The sequence below is a fragment of the Chryseobacterium sp. GP-SGM7 genome, from assembly GCF_049166575.1.
Classification (GTDB): Bacteria; Bacteroidota; Bacteroidia; order Flavobacteriales; family Weeksellaceae; genus Chryseobacterium.
On the sequence record NZ_JBMHFF010000003.1, the window covers coordinates 15840 to 31044 of the forward strand.

General features: G+C 32.7%; 15 protein-coding genes. 5 read left to right on the forward strand and 10 right to left on the reverse strand.

Annotated elements, in window-relative coordinates; translation table 11 throughout:
• Positions 1-90: 90 nt before the first annotated feature.
• Complete coding sequence (locus ACOOWA_RS12405) at positions 91-360, forward strand: transposase (RefSeq protein WP_421374688.1); 270 nt, start codon at positions 91-93, stop codon at positions 358-360.
• The gene (locus ACOOWA_RS12410; RefSeq protein WP_421374690.1) at positions 354-1169 is read left to right on the forward strand and encodes an IS3 family transposase; all 816 of its coding nucleotides are present in this window, start codon (positions 354-356) and stop codon (positions 1167-1169) included. Before ACOOWA_RS12405 ends, ACOOWA_RS12410 begins: the two co-directional genes overlap by 7 nt.
• A 364-nt stretch (positions 1170-1533) precedes the next feature.
• Here the strand turns inward: ACOOWA_RS12410 and ACOOWA_RS12415 are convergent, their stop codons facing one another.
• The 10 genes from ACOOWA_RS12415 to tssD (ACOOWA_RS12460) form a co-directional block, all read right to left on the reverse strand.
• Positions 1534-2802, reverse strand: coding sequence for a hypothetical protein (locus tag ACOOWA_RS12415; RefSeq protein ID WP_421375615.1), 1269 nt, complete (start codon positions 2800-2802; stop codon positions 1534-1536).
• Positions 2803-2804: 2 nt separating this feature from the next.
• On the reverse strand, positions 2805-3332 hold the full coding sequence (locus ACOOWA_RS12420; RefSeq protein ID WP_421375617.1) for a hypothetical protein: 528 nt from the start codon (positions 3330-3332) through the stop codon (positions 2805-2807).
• A gap of 164 nt (positions 3333-3496) precedes the next feature.
• The gene (locus ACOOWA_RS12425; RefSeq protein ID WP_421375619.1) at positions 3497-4024 is read right to left on the reverse strand and encodes a hypothetical protein; all 528 of its coding nucleotides are present in this window, start codon (positions 4022-4024) and stop codon (positions 3497-3499) included.
• A 1-nt stretch (position 4025) separates the two neighbouring features.
• Positions 4026-5093, reverse strand: coding sequence for a LysM peptidoglycan-binding domain-containing protein (locus tag ACOOWA_RS12430; RefSeq protein ID WP_421375621.1), 1068 nt, complete (start codon positions 5091-5093; stop codon positions 4026-4028).
• Complete coding sequence (locus tag ACOOWA_RS12435) at positions 5093-7267, reverse strand: type VI secretion system Vgr family protein (protein ID WP_421375622.1); 2175 nt, start codon at positions 7265-7267, stop codon at positions 5093-5095. The genes ACOOWA_RS12430 and ACOOWA_RS12435 overlap by 1 nt, the downstream gene beginning before the upstream one ends.
• A 214-nt stretch (positions 7268-7481) precedes the next feature.
• The gene (gene tssD / locus ACOOWA_RS12440; protein ID WP_421375623.1) at positions 7482-7886 is read right to left on the reverse strand and encodes a type VI secretion system tube protein TssD; all 405 of its coding nucleotides are present in this window, start codon (positions 7884-7886) and stop codon (positions 7482-7484) included.
• A 966-nt stretch (positions 7887-8852) separates the two neighbouring features.
• A complete protein-coding gene (locus ACOOWA_RS12445; protein WP_421375625.1) occupies positions 8853-9335 on the reverse strand; it encodes a hypothetical protein in 483 nt (160 codons plus the stop codon).
• Positions 9322-10260 (reverse strand): hypothetical protein, encoded by a 939-nt coding sequence (locus ACOOWA_RS12450; RefSeq protein ID WP_421375626.1) that lies wholly within the window; start codon positions 10258-10260, stop codon positions 9322-9324. The genes ACOOWA_RS12445 and ACOOWA_RS12450 overlap by 14 nt, the downstream gene beginning before the upstream one ends.
• A 2-nt stretch (positions 10261-10262) precedes the next feature.
• Positions 10263-12218: a type VI secretion system Vgr family protein gene (locus tag ACOOWA_RS12455; protein WP_421375627.1), complete on the reverse strand. Its 1956-nt coding sequence runs from the start codon at positions 12216-12218 to the stop codon at positions 10263-10265.
• 205 nt (positions 12219-12423) lie between these two features.
• Positions 12424-12825: a type VI secretion system tube protein TssD gene (gene tssD, locus ACOOWA_RS12460; RefSeq protein ID WP_421375558.1), complete on the reverse strand. Its 402-nt coding sequence runs from the start codon at positions 12823-12825 to the stop codon at positions 12424-12426.
• 322 nt (positions 12826-13147) lie between these two features.
• Between tssD (ACOOWA_RS12460) and ACOOWA_RS12465 the strand changes: the two genes are divergently transcribed.
• The 3 genes from ACOOWA_RS12465 (at position 13148) to ACOOWA_RS12475 (ending at position 15005) form a co-directional block, all read left to right on the forward strand.
• The gene (locus ACOOWA_RS12465) at positions 13148-13273 is read left to right on the forward strand and encodes a hypothetical protein (RefSeq protein WP_421375628.1); all 126 of its coding nucleotides are present in this window, start codon (positions 13148-13150) and stop codon (positions 13271-13273) included.
• Positions 13274-13359: 86 nt separating this feature from the next.
• Positions 13360-13623 (forward strand): hypothetical protein, encoded by a 264-nt coding sequence (locus tag ACOOWA_RS12470; RefSeq protein WP_421375629.1) that lies wholly within the window; start codon positions 13360-13362, stop codon positions 13621-13623.
• 218 nt (positions 13624-13841) lie between these two features.
• Positions 13842-15005 carry a thioredoxin family protein gene (locus ACOOWA_RS12475; RefSeq protein ID WP_421375630.1) on the forward strand — a complete coding sequence of 388 codons (1164 nt, stop codon included), beginning with the start codon at positions 13842-13844 and terminating at the stop codon, positions 15003-15005.
• Positions 15006-15205 lie beyond the last annotated feature (200 nt).

Genomic DNA, 15205 nt, shown 5'->3' on the forward strand with positions numbered 1-15205 from the left:
CCGAATGTTTCATTACCCCATCTTGTAAGTCTCCAAAAAACTGGACATTTTATAACCAAATTATAAACAAAAAACAATTAATTTTAGGATATGAGAACAAGCAAATTCACAGACAGCCAAATTTTGGCTATTTTAAAGGAGTATGAGTCGGGACAAACAGCAAAAGAATTGTCTCGGAAATACGGTTTTCACTATCAGACTTTGCACGATTGGAAAAAGAAATTCAGTGGGATCAGTTCTACCCAGGAATTACAAAAGATCAAAGAATTAGAATCGGAAAACAATCGGTTGAAAAAGATGTTTGCCAACCTTAGTTTGGAACATGAAGCACTGAAAGACGTACTCTCAAAAAAGTGGTAAAGCCTGCCACAAAACGGGAAGTGGTTGCTTATCTGGTTTCAGAATATCCGATGAACATTCGGCAGGCGTGTAAATCTTTGAATTTGGAGCGAAGCAGCTATTACTATCATCCCAAAAGAAAAGATGATACGGACGTCATTGATTGTTTGAACCAACTTTCTGAAAAACATCCCAGCTATGGATTCAAGAAAATGTTTCACAGTCTTCGTAATGAAGGTTTTGTTTGGAATCATAAGAAAGTATATAGAGTTTACAAGAAACTGGGACTGAATATTTTGAGAAAAAGAAGGAGAAGACTTGCTTCAAGAGAAAGACAAAACTTGGAAGTTCCTGAAAAATACAATGAAGTTTGGAGTATGGACTTTATGAGTGATTCTTTATTTAATTCAAGACGATTTCGAACGTTGAACATTATTGATGATTATAATAGAGAATCGATTTGGATTGAAGCCGGGCTTTCCATCGGAGCGATGCATATGACCGATCTATTGGAATGGATTGTAAAGGAAAGAGGAAAACCAAAAGCAATACGAACGGATAATGGTCCCGAGTTTACGAGCTCTGTTTTCACGAATTGGTGTCATAAACACAGAATTGAAATCCGGTACATTCAACCAGGGAAACCTGTTCAGAATGCTTTTATTGAAAGGTTCAACAGAAGTTATAGGACAGAGGTGCTGGATGCAAGAATCTTCAATACTTTGATAGAAGTACGGGAAATAACTTCTGATTGGATGGAGCATTACAACTATAACAGACCTCATGAAAGCTTGGGAAACCTATCTCCAATGCAGTATTTGTTGAACTAAGCGAAGCGAATCATGAATACCATAAAAAAATATGAAATAAATGAATAAAAAGGAAAACTCACCAGACGCTAATCCCAACACTGAGTTTTCTCCTTTTCAACAAATTTTGCCAACATCAACAACAGAATGAAATATTTTATAGTTTTACAAAACAAAATGAGGGTATAATTCTGTCCAAAGTTCGGGGAGACTTACACGAAGGAGTCTAAATCATTTTATTTCAACGTGTTGAGATTCTTTCAGAAAGACAAAAACGGAGCTGAAAATTAAATTATTACAAATTACGGACATACATATTAACTTATATTGGAATTTTTATTTGCATATCCATTATCTTTTAGTCAATAATAAATTTGGGAATAACTTACATGGAGGTTCTGACATCGATATTTTCAGAATTATCTTTTACCGCAATTTCTGCCAATCTTCTTCTTGCGCTTTCAGAAAAATATCCACCAATTAAAGGGACAAAAAACAATAAGGATGAAGCACCTTTCTGTGCCAGTGAATTTGCATTGCTTAAAGACCATTTGTTATTTTTTAAATTATCATCTAAAGTACTGATTGCGCCATTTCTCATTCCGGGAGTAAATCTATTTTGATTATGAATGCTGTTTCTTCTCACGGCATCATACACATTCTGATGTCTCGGATTTGTTCTGATATCGTTCCAGACACTTCGTGCTGAAGGGTTTCTAAGAAGCTGCTGACGATTCATATTAGATAATTGATCAACTCGGTTTCTAAGCGCTTGATCTTGAATGACCACTCCCCCAGTTTTATATAAATCAACAAAATCAGCAAGATTAGGTGGTGCTAAGGAAGCTGCTGCACCACCATAAGCGTCTTTAGTTTCTTTTGCAGTGGTCATAGGATCACTCCAATCTTTTTCTTCGGCTCGATTCATACTTTGGTAAACGTCGTTATTTGCATATTCCTCATTTCCTCGCATAATATTACTTTGTGCTGTAGTCAATGCATAGGTAGTAGCTACTCCCCCGATTGTTAACAAAGCACCAGACTTTGAGAAAAGTCCACTAATTGCTTTAACAAAGTCTCCAGCTTTTCCCATAAGAAACCCTGTAGTGATGGCAGCAACAGTAGTTACAGCTGCTTCTTTGAAGTTTTCAAGTGCTATTGCTTTTGCCGCCTCTTTCGCAGTTGCCTTATCAATTATAGGTTTTAAAACACCCCCTTTATCACATGTTAATAAAGATGTTTCTATTATTGCTAATTGTTTATCAAAAAAAACATCATCTTTTTCATCTACCCATTTTCCCAGTTTCAAAGGCTCTGAACAATCATGAGTAACAGCAACAATTACAACTGAAGCCACCAATACAACTGCGCAAATTCCTACCACTACCCATCCAATTGGGGTTACAGCCAAGAATAATCCTATACCGAGACCAACTAGTCCTAAGACTAAATTCATAGGTTTTTTACAAACAAACTTCTCAGCCGTATTTCTATCTCCTACAGTAAGGAAAATACGTTCTTTATCTCCTTTAAATAAAACAGAAAATTGCTCTCTTTCACCAGGAAAATTTGTTGCAATAAGTTTTCCTGGGCTTGGATTCTGCTGCATTGTGCAAACGACCCAAGTATTTTGAGGTATATAGGCTTTACTCATAACTAACTTTTAGAAAAATAATAAATTTGCTGTCCAAAATAATAGACGACACCCAAAACAATAAAGTAAATAATAATGTAAATCAACAAATAATGTTTGGGTAATAAATCAGAAAAAAAATGATTCTTGGTCATATGATTATTTTCAAAAAATGATTCTATTTTTTGCTTTTCTGACACCGGTAAATAATAAGTATAATCATTTCTGTCTTTAGCATTAATCTTTAGCATAAAATATAGCCGTAAAGAGTTCGTTATATGATAAGACTTAATATGATGAGTAAGCAAAGAAGTTTTATTAATTATAATTTCATTATTTTTAAAATCAATAGCCTGAAGAGTGTCTTTAATTTTTGTAACAAAAAAATAATAAGGAATACCCACTATTATAATTGCCAAAAATAGTTCATGCAAATATCTTGATATCAATGCATTAAAAAACATAAATCCGAAAGATATGTATGCAGTAGTAGTGCTTATTCTTATTATTTGTTTAAAATCATATCCTTGGGTGTTAAAAGAATTCTCCATTTACATTTTCAATTTTTTAGTTGTAATTTTATATCTCACAATTTGATTTATTAAATTTTTTTAATTTTAAAATAATCTGCCACGTAAAGAATTTTGATTGTATATCAACAAAATCTGTTTTTGTCCATTTATTTTCCAACAACTAAAATATTTACTTTAATGCTTTAATGTAAAACATTATAATAAACGTAATTGTATAAACTATAAATCAACAAACAGATAATTAAATAAAGAACTAAAAATATAGCATGTCCATACTGTAAATAATGATCATAGGTTATTTTAACATTTCTAATTGAATGATTATTAAAATAAAAAGAAATAGATTCCTTTAAATTTTTGTCAACATAAATTGCTATATCTTTTTGTTCTTTTGTTCGTAATCTTAACATTAATAAGTCATTTAATGGTAAAGAAAGATGATAACTATCTATGTCCCTATAATTAAAAGACGTTCTATCTATTATAATATCATCTGCTCTAAAGTCAACTATGACATGTTTTTTCTTTAATTGTTGAAGAATATATCCATAAGTGACTCCCACAACAGTAAAGTATAAAATGAACCTTAGTTTTTCGAAAAAAGAAACCAGTAATACCACTATTGAAAATACAGGAAGATACATATAAGCTGTTTTGAAAACAACATTGTGATAATATGCTTTTCCTTCAGTAATTGTTTTTGTATTCATATTATAATTCTATTCTCCTTAATTCAAATTTGGTGATCACATCATAATTGTTCTTTACGAACTCTTTTATTGAAGTGGTAGATTTCACAATCTGTCCTGTATTTTTTTCTATTTGGTATGTAATACGGTAGATATAATCAAACTCAGTAAAAGAAAATTTTATGATTGGCTGATAGAGTTCCTCATATAATTTCTTAATTTCATCAATATTCAATTTACTTTTATCCAGAGTTCCTACCAACCTATAAGTTATAGTGTCTTCATCTTCTGAAACTAGCGATTTCACAACATTTATGTTCAGTATGATATTTGGGAACAGCTGTGACTGTTGCGCAAAAGAATATTCATTATTACCACTACTTTTGTAGGCATTAATAAGAGTATGATAAAATAAATTTTTACTGATAACTTCAGAAAAAACTTTTTCATTTGAAAATTCTTTTTTACCATTTTCTACAAAATCATTTATAGTTTCGGGCGATTTTTGGCTCAATTCATTGTAAAAAGGAATTGTTTTGCATGTTTTATCTAAAAAAAGTTTCCATTTCTCATGTAATTCATTCAAATTGATCACTTTATCAATTTTACCTTCTGAGTGTGAAAATGTAATATTATTTCTAATCTGCTCAATATGTTTTATTAATTCGAATGCGCGCTCCATACCGGCTGGTTGTACCGCGTTTACATAATCCTCCAATATTACGTTCAATAATGAAAAACCAATATCCTTTTTGTTTGAAACTAAATATTGAGTCTTAGTCTGGCCCGAAAAATTTGGATTTCCGTCTACCAAAACTAAATTATTTTGTTCACAACGATACCTTGCCATGTTATTTAAATCAATTTCACCCCCTTCAGCATGTTTAATCTCTTTATTAATGACAGATTTTTTATCAATCATAATATAATCTAGGTGTATAGGAATAACATCTGACACAATTAGGTTAGTAACCCCTCCAAAGGAATTGTGATAATTTTTAAGCTCTTCAATACTGGTTTCGTATTGTAAAGCTAAAGATTGCAATGTATCTTCTTTTTTTATTTTGTGTTTAAAAATATTTTGTTCCATTAATTAATATCAACTGTTGTACCCGTAATTTTTGTTTTCTTCTTGAATTGCGCAGTTGCTCCATCTCCACAGATATTTACCTCCTCGCTTGTAATGCTAATCTGCTTTTCGGTTATCACGATCATACTGTTTCCGACTTTTAATTTAATTTGTTTCACACCAGTAAGATCAATATTTCCATCCTTATCCATCATAAGAACACTGTTTTCTCCACCAACCGCTACTTTATGAGTATTTCCCACATCTGAGATATGATCACATCCCACTTCAAGTTTCTTATTATTTCCTACTTTGTCAGTTTTGTCATTTCCAATCGTTTTTGTGCTGTCATTATTTGCATGATGAACTACATTTCCCGCACCATCAAATTTCATGTTAGCGCCGCCTTGATCAGTTAAATAAACCGATCCGGCTCCATCATCTAACTCTAACTTATTTCCGCTTCTGCTGCTTAAACTTTTTATATTATTCCCGACACCACCACCTGCACCAACTCCTCCGTGAAACATTCCGCCCATTACAAAAGGTCTATCCGGATGTTGATGTACGAAATTAACAATCACCTGATCACCAATTTCAGGAATCGCCATAAAACCACGGTTTTTATTTACTTTATCACTGCTACCGGCATCAGGCGTCATTACCCTGATGAATTCTGAAGTATCTTGTCCGCTTTGCCAGTCAAATTGAATTTTTACTCTTCCCTGATTCAAAGGATCTGCATTCTCTGTCACTTTTGCAAACTGCGCTTCGGCTTTTGGCGCTTCAAACTCAGGACGCGGAATATAACCACTGTCTGCAGCGATTGCTTCAAAATTTCCTGTGTAATAACCTCGCGCATCGACTTCATGAGTCACTACAATCATCATCAATTTGGTAAAATAAGCTGTTTGATTAGAATCTGCTTTTCTCATTTCGACATCCGCGGCACATCCCGGATATAAAAATGGTACCGTAGTTTCTCCCGAAGTTATAAAAACCTGGGAAGCCTTACTTCCTGCTGTTCCCTTTTGCGAAGCATCAATATCCATAAAAGAAGCTGCTTTAATTGGGGCAACTCTTAAGGACGGAGTTGTAAATGTTTTCTCTGAAATTTCATATGCCCTTTTTGCTATATCAGAAGCATGGGTAATTTTTGAACCGCCGGTCGTTAATTTTTCGTTCTTACTGCTGTTATATCCATAGAAAGAAGGATTCACGTGTTGTGCTTTCATCCGTACTTTTATATCACTGACATTGCTTCCGTAAGTGAGTTTCACAGGCTGCTCTGAAGGAGGAAGTTTTCCGAAATGCAGTACTTCCCCATCATAGAAAAACTGCTCTCCATAAGCTTCTGCTATTCTGGCAAGATAATTATAGTGCGTTTCTTCATACTGTGAACTGTAAGAAACATTTCCGTATTGTGCATCTACTCTATAGTCGAACTTGTTTCCACTCAGACCTTCTTTTATAACATGGTCTGCAATACTGTTTAAGCTTATCGGCTGATGACCTCCAAAGCTTTGAATATGCGGAGCCGCATCCAATAAAACGGTAGGACTGAATCCATTTAGGACAATATTTCCCAGGCTTCCTTTTTCCTGGCTGAACCCCACTTCGGTGATGACACCGACAAAATTTCGTTCAGGGCTTTCGATAATGTCTTTATATTTGAAAACAGTTGTTAATCTTTTACCTAAAAAGTTCTGAGCTTCTTCAAGATTATGATTTTCGGGCGAACCAAGAGTATCATGAGCAAGAGTAATGCTGAATTCATGATGCTTTACAGCACTTTGATTGAGTTTAAAATGTTTAAAATGTCTGATTACTTTTCCATCTATAATCAATTCTAGTTTCACTACTCTGTTAATTCCTAAAATCTGACTTTCGGAAATTGCTTTTGCATTATGAATTTTTGATGTGGGCTGATCTGGCCAAACTTTATCTTGAATTAATGAGAGATCATTTGATTTTGTTACCTGATTCATAAACATACCTGTAGAGCTTTGAGTATTTTCTTTAAAACCTTTCTGAGAGACATTTATATCTTGAATTTGTAAAGTTGTATTTTTAAATTTCCCACCTGCCTTATCGGTTATCTCGTGAAGAGTGCCATTTTTCAGTTCAGATACATTTGTTGTTTTCTGAAAAGCATTTTGGCTCTGTAATCCTGTTGATTTATTATCCTGAAACATAACGCATAGATTTTAATAGATTGTGAAATGAGTATTTGAGTTTGAAAGCAGATATTGAACCAAAAAGATATTTTTCAAGAAAAAAAATAAAAAAAACACATGCAGTTAAATTCATAAAATTCTATATTCCAACACATTAAAAAAATGAAAAAACAGAACAACGTACTTTTATAAAGTGCAGTGTTCTGTCTTAATTTCATCTTAATAATGATAATTATACTCCCGGCCAAATACCTTCGTAAGCCGAATTACCATAATTGATTTTTTCTGCACTGATGACAAAGCTTATCAGCATTGAGTTTTCGTCAACTGCATCAAAGTCTACTTCGTGCTGAATGACATAACCATTTTCCCAGTTTAATGTAATTAAAGTTCCTTCTTCGTGAGATTTGTTGAAAGTAACTTCACCCGAAGTCGGTTTGTATTTACCATTAAGCAAACTTTCTAAAATTTCAGATTTCTCTGTTGCTTCAATGGTTAATTTGATGATTGCGTTGGAAGGATCTGAAGCTACACGTCCTGAAACATCTGTAGATCTTGATACGCTGTAGTTAAGCTTTAGTAATTTTTGCCCTTCGCTTCCGTTGAATTTTAAGATTCCTCTTGAGTTTGCTGCCATAATGTTAAATTTTTAAGCAATTAATATTTTGTGATTTGGTTGATTCAAAGATAGAGCCATTCAATTTGTAAAAAGGGATAAAAAACATAAATCTCATTTTTTGTAGTAATACTACGATTTGATGTAGTAATACTACGACTTTTGAATATTAAATAACAAAACCCTCTATTGAAAAGGGTTTACAGGTATAATTTTTAAATATTTTCACATTACTATGAGTAAATTTAAGATATTTTTAAGAATATTGAGATAAATTAAGAGTCTATGTTGCATCTATTTAATAACAGGATGCCCAATAACTAATCTTGATCCTCTTTCATTCTCATTACCTTTAAACATATTTTAAAGTCGAAAAAAGGGAGAAAAACAAGAAATTTCTAATATATGAACAACTTATACACGAAGCTGATAGTGTATTTTTATATTCACTCATAGATTACACAATTTTCACTTTTTAAGTGGCAATTTTACTTTGCATACATAATCGGAATGCTGGATGAGAAGTGTTGGATAGCAAGACTATAACAAAGTAAAATCAGTAAGAATTCTTTTTTTCATTTTTCTACCTCATTCTGAACAGATCATATTAAATTCCTATTTTACATCTATAAACAATCTATCTTTTTTCTTCAACAAAAGAATTATTCATTTTTTCCACGATGCTGATTCCAAAAGGTTTTGATCGTATCTAAAGGTTTGTTACCTTAAAAAACTATTAAATCATTTATAGAACTTTTTTGTTTTTCAAGTTTAAAGTAGCCTCCGGAAGCGGTGTGTGTACATTTATTTTTCTTTTTTTCACACACCTTCATATTTGATAAAGGTCTTATTCTTTGGTAAAAATGAAATCTTCGTAAAATTTTGGTATGGTATTACATAAATTTTTAATTCATTTTTTTAGGATCTCTGTTGAATTTGGCTTTGTATTTATACCATTTTCCTTTTTCAACACAATCTAAAAGTTTATTATTTACATTCAAAAAATAATTGATTATTCTTTTTTAGTTCTTCATCTTTCTGAATATGATTCAATTTATAATATTCATCTTTTAAGACTAATTTTTTTTGAAACCCTTCATTTACTTTTAAATCAGCTTCTCTTCCAATAAATTTCACGAAAATATTATTGTCTTTTTTCTCCAAATACAACTGATTGACTTCATCAGAAGCATTTCTGAATATATTTTCCATTTTTAAGATTTGTACATGAGAATCATTATATGAAATATAAAACTCATAAATAAAAGCAGCTTCATTTTCAGCATCTATTTTGTTGAGTTTGCCATTACAAAGTATTGTAGATGTACTTTTATGTCCCTGGTCATCAATTTTTAAAAGATTTATTTTAGTGTTTTTTAATAACTCTTCTTTTCCAAATACTTGAAAATATTGTTTATCCATTTTTTTACAACTTAAAATTAGTAATAAAGATAGTTTAACGATGATCATTAAATACCCCTTGATGTGACGATTTAATGAGTGCCCCATTTTTATAAACATTAAGATTATTTGCTTTAGGAAATTTTTTTAATTCTTCTTCTGTCTTGTCCTTCCCAGTATATGTTATTGCCTTCGATCCCTCTCCTGCATTTCCGGCAACTTGATATGTTTCGCCAACATCCCATCCCAAACCATTGCTTCCTGTACTTCTAGCAATAGTTGTAACTCTATAATCTGGGTAGAATGATGGGAAAGATGACGTTGATTGTCCCCATATTTCTATATCTTTAAAGTTTGATAATTTAGATATGTTTTCAACAAAATTATTAAATACTCCACCATTATTTCCAGTATTACAACCATAAAATACAAATTTTCCATTTGGCGACCATAAAACATCTATTTGTTCCCATCCACACATCAACATTTGTTGTTTGTAGTTTGGTTCTGGACAGATCGTTACCTTTTTATTATAAGAAATCGGTCCATCTCCTCCTGCATGAGAAAAAACTCCGATTTCTGCTATAACTACTCTTTTTTTATCATTTTCAGAGTGTTTTCTTATAATTAATGGAATTTGCTCTAATATTTCATCAACACTTTGGATGGGAATACTGAAAACTTTATACTTTTTATCTTCATACCAGGATAGTTTTTTTATATTTTTTAATCTTGTCTGGCAAGCTTCAGAAATCATTAATTTCCCTTTATGATCCTCATCTATGAAAAATAATAGAAATAAAAAAACATCTTCTTTTATTCCTGAAATTTTTGGAGCTTCTTCATTGATACCATAAGTGACTCCCGAATCAAGTCCGTTCTGTGTAAATTGATTTCCTAAGGAAGAGTTTTCAATATTTTTTCCTGCATAAGTTTTGGAAGCACCTCCCGTAGTTTCAATATAATCTCCTCCTATAAAAGATTCTTTGCCCATAACTAATGGTTTTTTGAAATTTCTGCAGAATTATTCTTAATCTCTTTTTTAGAATGTTGTTCAAAAACTCCCTGACTTTGATTGGTAATTTTACCATTAGCAACTCTCAATCGATCTTTTTCTGTATGCGATTCTTTATTTCCAGTAATAAACTCAGTCATTTTTCCTGTAACATTAGTAATAAAATCAGTTCCAACAGAAAGCATATTTAATAAACCGACAGTAGAGGTTCTATTCATACCTGCACTTTCAGAAATATTCATTCCCACAGTATTGTTTTGGTTCATTCCCACGTTTGTGTTCATACTTTCCGTCACATTAATATTCATGTTCTTACAATTCAGTGTCATCGTTTCTGGAGCAGTGATATTAATATTACTTCCCGTTGTATCCAGATGAATTTCATTCCCTGATTTATCGGTAATAATAATACTTTCGTCTTCTGTGAAAACCACTTTATGTCCACTTCGGGTCATAATCGATTTTACACGATTATCTGCAAATCCCCCCAATCCAACCCCTCCATGAAACATTCCTCCCATTACAAAAGGTCGGTCGGGGTGATTGTGTACAAAATTTACCATCACCTGATCTCCAATTTCGGGAATCGCCACATAACCCCGGTTTTGGGTAATCTGGTCTGTTCCTCCTGCATCAGGACTCATCATTCTTATAAAATGCGTTGTGTCATTGGTTTGCCAATCAAATCGTACCTGGATTCTTCCCTGCCCTTCAGGATCTGCATTGGAAATCACCGTGGCAATCTGCGGCTGTGCAATCGGAACTGTGAATTCCGGCTTGGGTAAAAAGCCTGTATCGGAGGCTATTCCACTGAAACTTCCGGTGTAATGACCGATGGTGTCAATTTCATGCGTCGTTTCTGTTACCATGATTTTAGTGAAATATGAACTTTCGTTCGTATCCACTTTTCGCATTTCAATATCTACACAACATCCCGGATGTAAAAAAGGAACAGTCGTATTTCCTGAAATATTAAAAACATTCACCGCCTCACTTCCTGCCGTACTTTTCTGAGAATATTCAACATCTAAATGAGTGGTCGCTTTGATCGGAGCAACTCTTAATGAAGGTGTTTTGTAAATTTTATCGTTGTGCTCGTAAGCGGTTTTTGCCAAATCTCCAACATGCTGAATCGGTGTTGAACCTGATTTTAAAACTTCATTTTTATTGCTGTTATAGCCATAATACTGCGGCTTGGTATGAACTGCTTTTAATTCAACTTTAATATCATTGGCGCTACTTCCGTAAATTAATTTAATCGGAGTATTTTGTGGCGGAAGTTTCCCGAAATGCAAGACTTCGCCGTCGTAATAAAACTGTTCACCATACGCTTCTGCCATTCTTGCCAGATAATTATAATGCGTTTCATCATACTGACTGCTGTAAATAATTTGAGAATAATCATTCGTATCGATTCTGATATCAAAACGGCTTTTATCTAAACCCTGCTTAATCACTTCTTCCGCAATAATTCCCATATTCACCGCCTGATTTCCACCAAAACTTTGAATATGCGGAGCGCCATCCAGCAAAATAGTCGGACTGTAACCCGAAAGCACAATATTTCCCAAGCTCATTCTTTCCTGGCTGAAACCAACTCCTGTGATGACTCCCACAAAAGTTCGTTCCGGACTTTTCTCAATATCTTTATAAGAAATAACGGCCGTTAATCTCTTGCCTAAAAACGTATTGGCTTCCTCCAGAGTATGAGTTTGGCGGTCGCCTAAAGCATCGTGAGCCAAAGTAAGGGTAAATTCGTGGTGTTTTCGGGAACTTTGAGTCAGCTTAAAATGCTTGTAATATTTGATTACTTTACCTTCGATGACTAAAGATAATTTAACCAAACGGTTGATTCCCGTATGATGATTTTCTGAGATTCCTGCCGCATTTTGTGATGGGCGGAAAGCGGAACCTCCATTTTTAGTTGAGGTATTCATATTTTTGTAATTGTGGTATATAAATATATAAAAAATTATTCAAGAAAAAAGGATTTACAAACACAAAAATCCTATGTGGAAAATAACAAACTTAAATTTTTTATTAAATTATCCTGAAAACTATATAAATTCTTGAATTGTCAAAAAAAGACCATCTAAACAGACAGTCTTTTGCGTACCATATGCTGAAAATCAGTATGATGAATTATACCGGCCAAAGTCCTTCGTATGCTGCATTTCCGTAATTTATTTTTTCTGCACTGATGACAAAGCTGATCAGCATTGAGTTTTCGTCAACCGCATCAAAGTCTACTTCGTGCTGAATGACATAACCGTTTTCCCAGTTTAATGTAATTAAAGTTCCTTCTTCGTGAGATTTGTTGAAAGTAATTTCGCCGGAAGTTGGCTTGTATTTACCATTAAGCAAACTTTCTAAAATTTCAGATTTTTCTGTTGCTTCAATCGTCAATTTGATGATGGCATTGGATGGATCTGATGCTACTCTACCAGAAACATCGGTAGATCTCGATACGCTGTAGTTCAGCTTTAACAGTTTTTGTCCTTCGCTGCCGTTAAATTTTAAGATTCCTCTTGAATTTGCTGCCATGATGTGTAAATTTTATTCGTTCGTATTTTGTGATTTGTTATACCTCAAAGATAAAACCAAGACAATTATTTTTTAGTTTTTTCAAGCATTATTTCAAAATTTGTAGTAATTCTACGATTTAATGTCGTAATTCTATGACTTTTAGCAATATGAATATTTTTTTAACAAACTTTACTGAATTTTAATATAATGTTTACACTTTTTGGAATGATAATTGGGAACTATTTTAAACACCATAAAATAAAATATTATGAAAAAATTAATGTTGTCAGCCTTTTTGATAGGCTTAATTACGATAAGTTGTGGATCAAAAGAGCCGCAAATGTCATCAGATAAAGACTCTACGATAGTTACAGGTGATACTATTTCAATGAAGGATTCAACACCAATGCAAAATCCGGACACGATGAAAATGCCTGTTGATACAGCTAATGTTCCGGTAAAATAACAGAAAAAATTTTAATCCAAAATTAAATCTGCTGAAAATTTCGGCAGATTTTTTATATTTGAATAACCAATAAATATATTTTAACTATGAAAAAATTAGGAATAGGAGCAGTGTTAATTTTAATGACTTTAGGAAGCTGTGCAGATAAAAAAGAAAATAGAGAAGAATTTAAAGCTGAGCACAACAGAGATTCTTTAAGAAATCATCTTGGAAATTCTGCTGTAGCAAATTCCGAACCTACCACACCTGAAAAAGATACTCCAAAAGCATTAAAAGATACCGCTGCATCGCCAACAGATTACAGCAGTAAAGAAAACAAACCCAATACGAAAGTTGGGGGCTCCAGATAATAAAATAATCCGTAGAAATCATCTGCGGATTTATTTTTGAAAATTTTTCAAAACTTCCCAGTTATTTTCACTAAAAAAAGAAAAATTCTTTAACATAATTATTACATTTGCATCCAACGAAAACATTCATCGATCACTGTAGATCTTGATAAATATATGCTGTGATGAAGATGATGCAATTCAATGAAACAAATAAAAAAACAATACGTATTTATCAAATGAAAAAAACAGCAATATTATCATTCCTTTTCTTTGCAGCACTTGCATTTGCACAGGGAATCAAATTTGAAGAAAGCAGCAACTTCAAAACTATTTTAGCAAAAGCAAAAAAAGAAAACAAACTTGTTTTTATTGATGCGTACGCAGTTTGGTGCGGACCATGTAAATTGATGGTGAAAAATATTTTCCCTTTAAAGCCTGTTGGTGATTACTATAACGAGCATTTTGTAAATGCAAAAATCGATATGGAAAAAGGGGAAGGAATTGATCTGGCTAAAAAATATAATGTAAAAGTATTCCCGACCTATCTTTTCATCAACGGAGATGGTGAAGAAGTTCACAGAACAATCGGATATGTTGAAGAAAAAGATTTTATTCAGTTTGCGATGGATGCAGGAGATCCTAGCAAAAGACTGACTGCTTTGAAGCAAAAATTTGAAAAAGGAGAAAAAGATCCAGCGTTTTTATTAAATCTTGCGGGACTTACCATGTACAACGATACAGATTTTTCAAATAAAGTTATTGAGCGTTATTTTGCAGCAAAACCTGAATTTAATCAGGAAAATTTAGGCCTTCTTTTTCAGGCTATGAAAAGTACAGAAGGCGCTCCGTATAAAGTTTTTACAGAAAGAAAAGCCGATATAACAAAATTTGTTCCCGAACAACAATATGTGGCTATGGATAAGAATGTAAAGGTAAATACAGTAATGGCAAAAGCCTATAATGCTACAACTAAAAAACTGGATGAAGCATATTTCCTTGCAGAAACTCAAAAGTTTTTGGCGAAAGATGAATCTGAAAACCTTTTTAAGAAAGTAAAAGCAAGCAGAGCTCTGAAAGATAAAGATATTGCAACATATGAAAAATTAACTCTTGAACTTAATAAAGATATTTCAGCTTTAAGTTCAGATCAGCTGAATTCTTTAGCTTGGAATTTCTTCGAAAATGTAAACACAAAATCATCATTAGAAACTGCTGTAAAATGGGCACAGGAATCTGTAAAAAAGAATGAAAATTATGCAAATACAGATACGCTTGCCAATCTTTATAATAAAATCGGTGATAAGAAAAATGCTAAAATCTGGGCTCAGAAATCACTTGACCTTGGAAAAACTGCGGGTGAAGATACTGCAGACACAGAAAAATTATTGAAGACGCTTTAATCTTTAATTTAAAATAAAAAAAGTCCGCTGAAATAAATTTTCAGCGGACTTTTTTTTCTTAGTGACATTGAATGTTTTAAATTCCGTCTCAAATATCTAAGCGTATCAAGAATTTTAGGTAACTCAATGAAATTTATCGCTACAGTTTTCTTTAAAAATTTACCCAAAATAACGAAACTTGAAATTCATACTATAATTTT

Coding starts and splice junctions, on each gene's coding strand:
- ACOOWA_RS12405 (WP_421374688.1), top strand. CDS start 91: ATGAGAACAAGCAAATTCACAGACAGCCAAATTTTGGCTATTTTAAAG.
- ACOOWA_RS12415 (WP_421375615.1), bottom strand. CDS start 2,802: ATGAGTAAAGCCTATATACCTCAAAATACTTGGGTCGTTTGCACAATG.
- ACOOWA_RS12420 (WP_421375617.1), bottom strand. CDS start 3,332: ATGGAGAATTCTTTTAACACCCAAGGATATGATTTTAAACAAATAATA.
- ACOOWA_RS12425 (WP_421375619.1), bottom strand. CDS start 4,024: ATGAATACAAAAACAATTACTGAAGGAAAAGCATATTATCACAATGTT.
- ACOOWA_RS12430 (WP_421375621.1), bottom strand. CDS start 5,093: ATGGAACAAAATATTTTTAAACACAAAATAAAAAAAGAAGATACATTG.
- ACOOWA_RS12435 (WP_421375622.1), bottom strand. CDS start 7,267: ATGTTTCAGGATAATAAATCAACAGGATTACAGAGCCAAAATGCTTTT.
- tssD (WP_421375623.1), bottom strand. CDS start 7,886: ATGGCAGCAAACTCAAGAGGAATCTTAAAATTCAACGGAAGCGAAGGG.
- ACOOWA_RS12445 (WP_421375625.1), bottom strand. CDS start 9,335: ATGATCATCGTTAAACTATCTTTATTACTAATTTTAAGTTGTAAAAAA.
- ACOOWA_RS12450 (WP_421375626.1), bottom strand. CDS start 10,260: ATGGGCAAAGAATCTTTTATAGGAGGAGATTATATTGAAACTACGGGA.
- ACOOWA_RS12455 (WP_421375627.1), bottom strand. CDS start 12,218: ATGAATACCTCAACTAAAAATGGAGGTTCCGCTTTCCGCCCATCACAA.
- tssD (WP_421375558.1), bottom strand. CDS start 12,825: ATGGCAGCAAATTCAAGAGGAATCTTAAAATTTAACGGCAGCGAAGGA.
- ACOOWA_RS12465 (WP_421375628.1), top strand. CDS start 13,148: ATGTCATCAGATAAAGACTCTACGATAGTTACAGGTGATACTATTTCA.
- ACOOWA_RS12470 (WP_421375629.1), top strand. CDS start 13,360: ATGAAAAAATTAGGAATAGGAGCAGTGTTAATTTTAATGACTTTAGGA.
- ACOOWA_RS12475 (WP_421375630.1), top strand. CDS start 13,842: ATGAAAAAAACAGCAATATTATCATTCCTTTTCTTTGCAGCACTTGCA.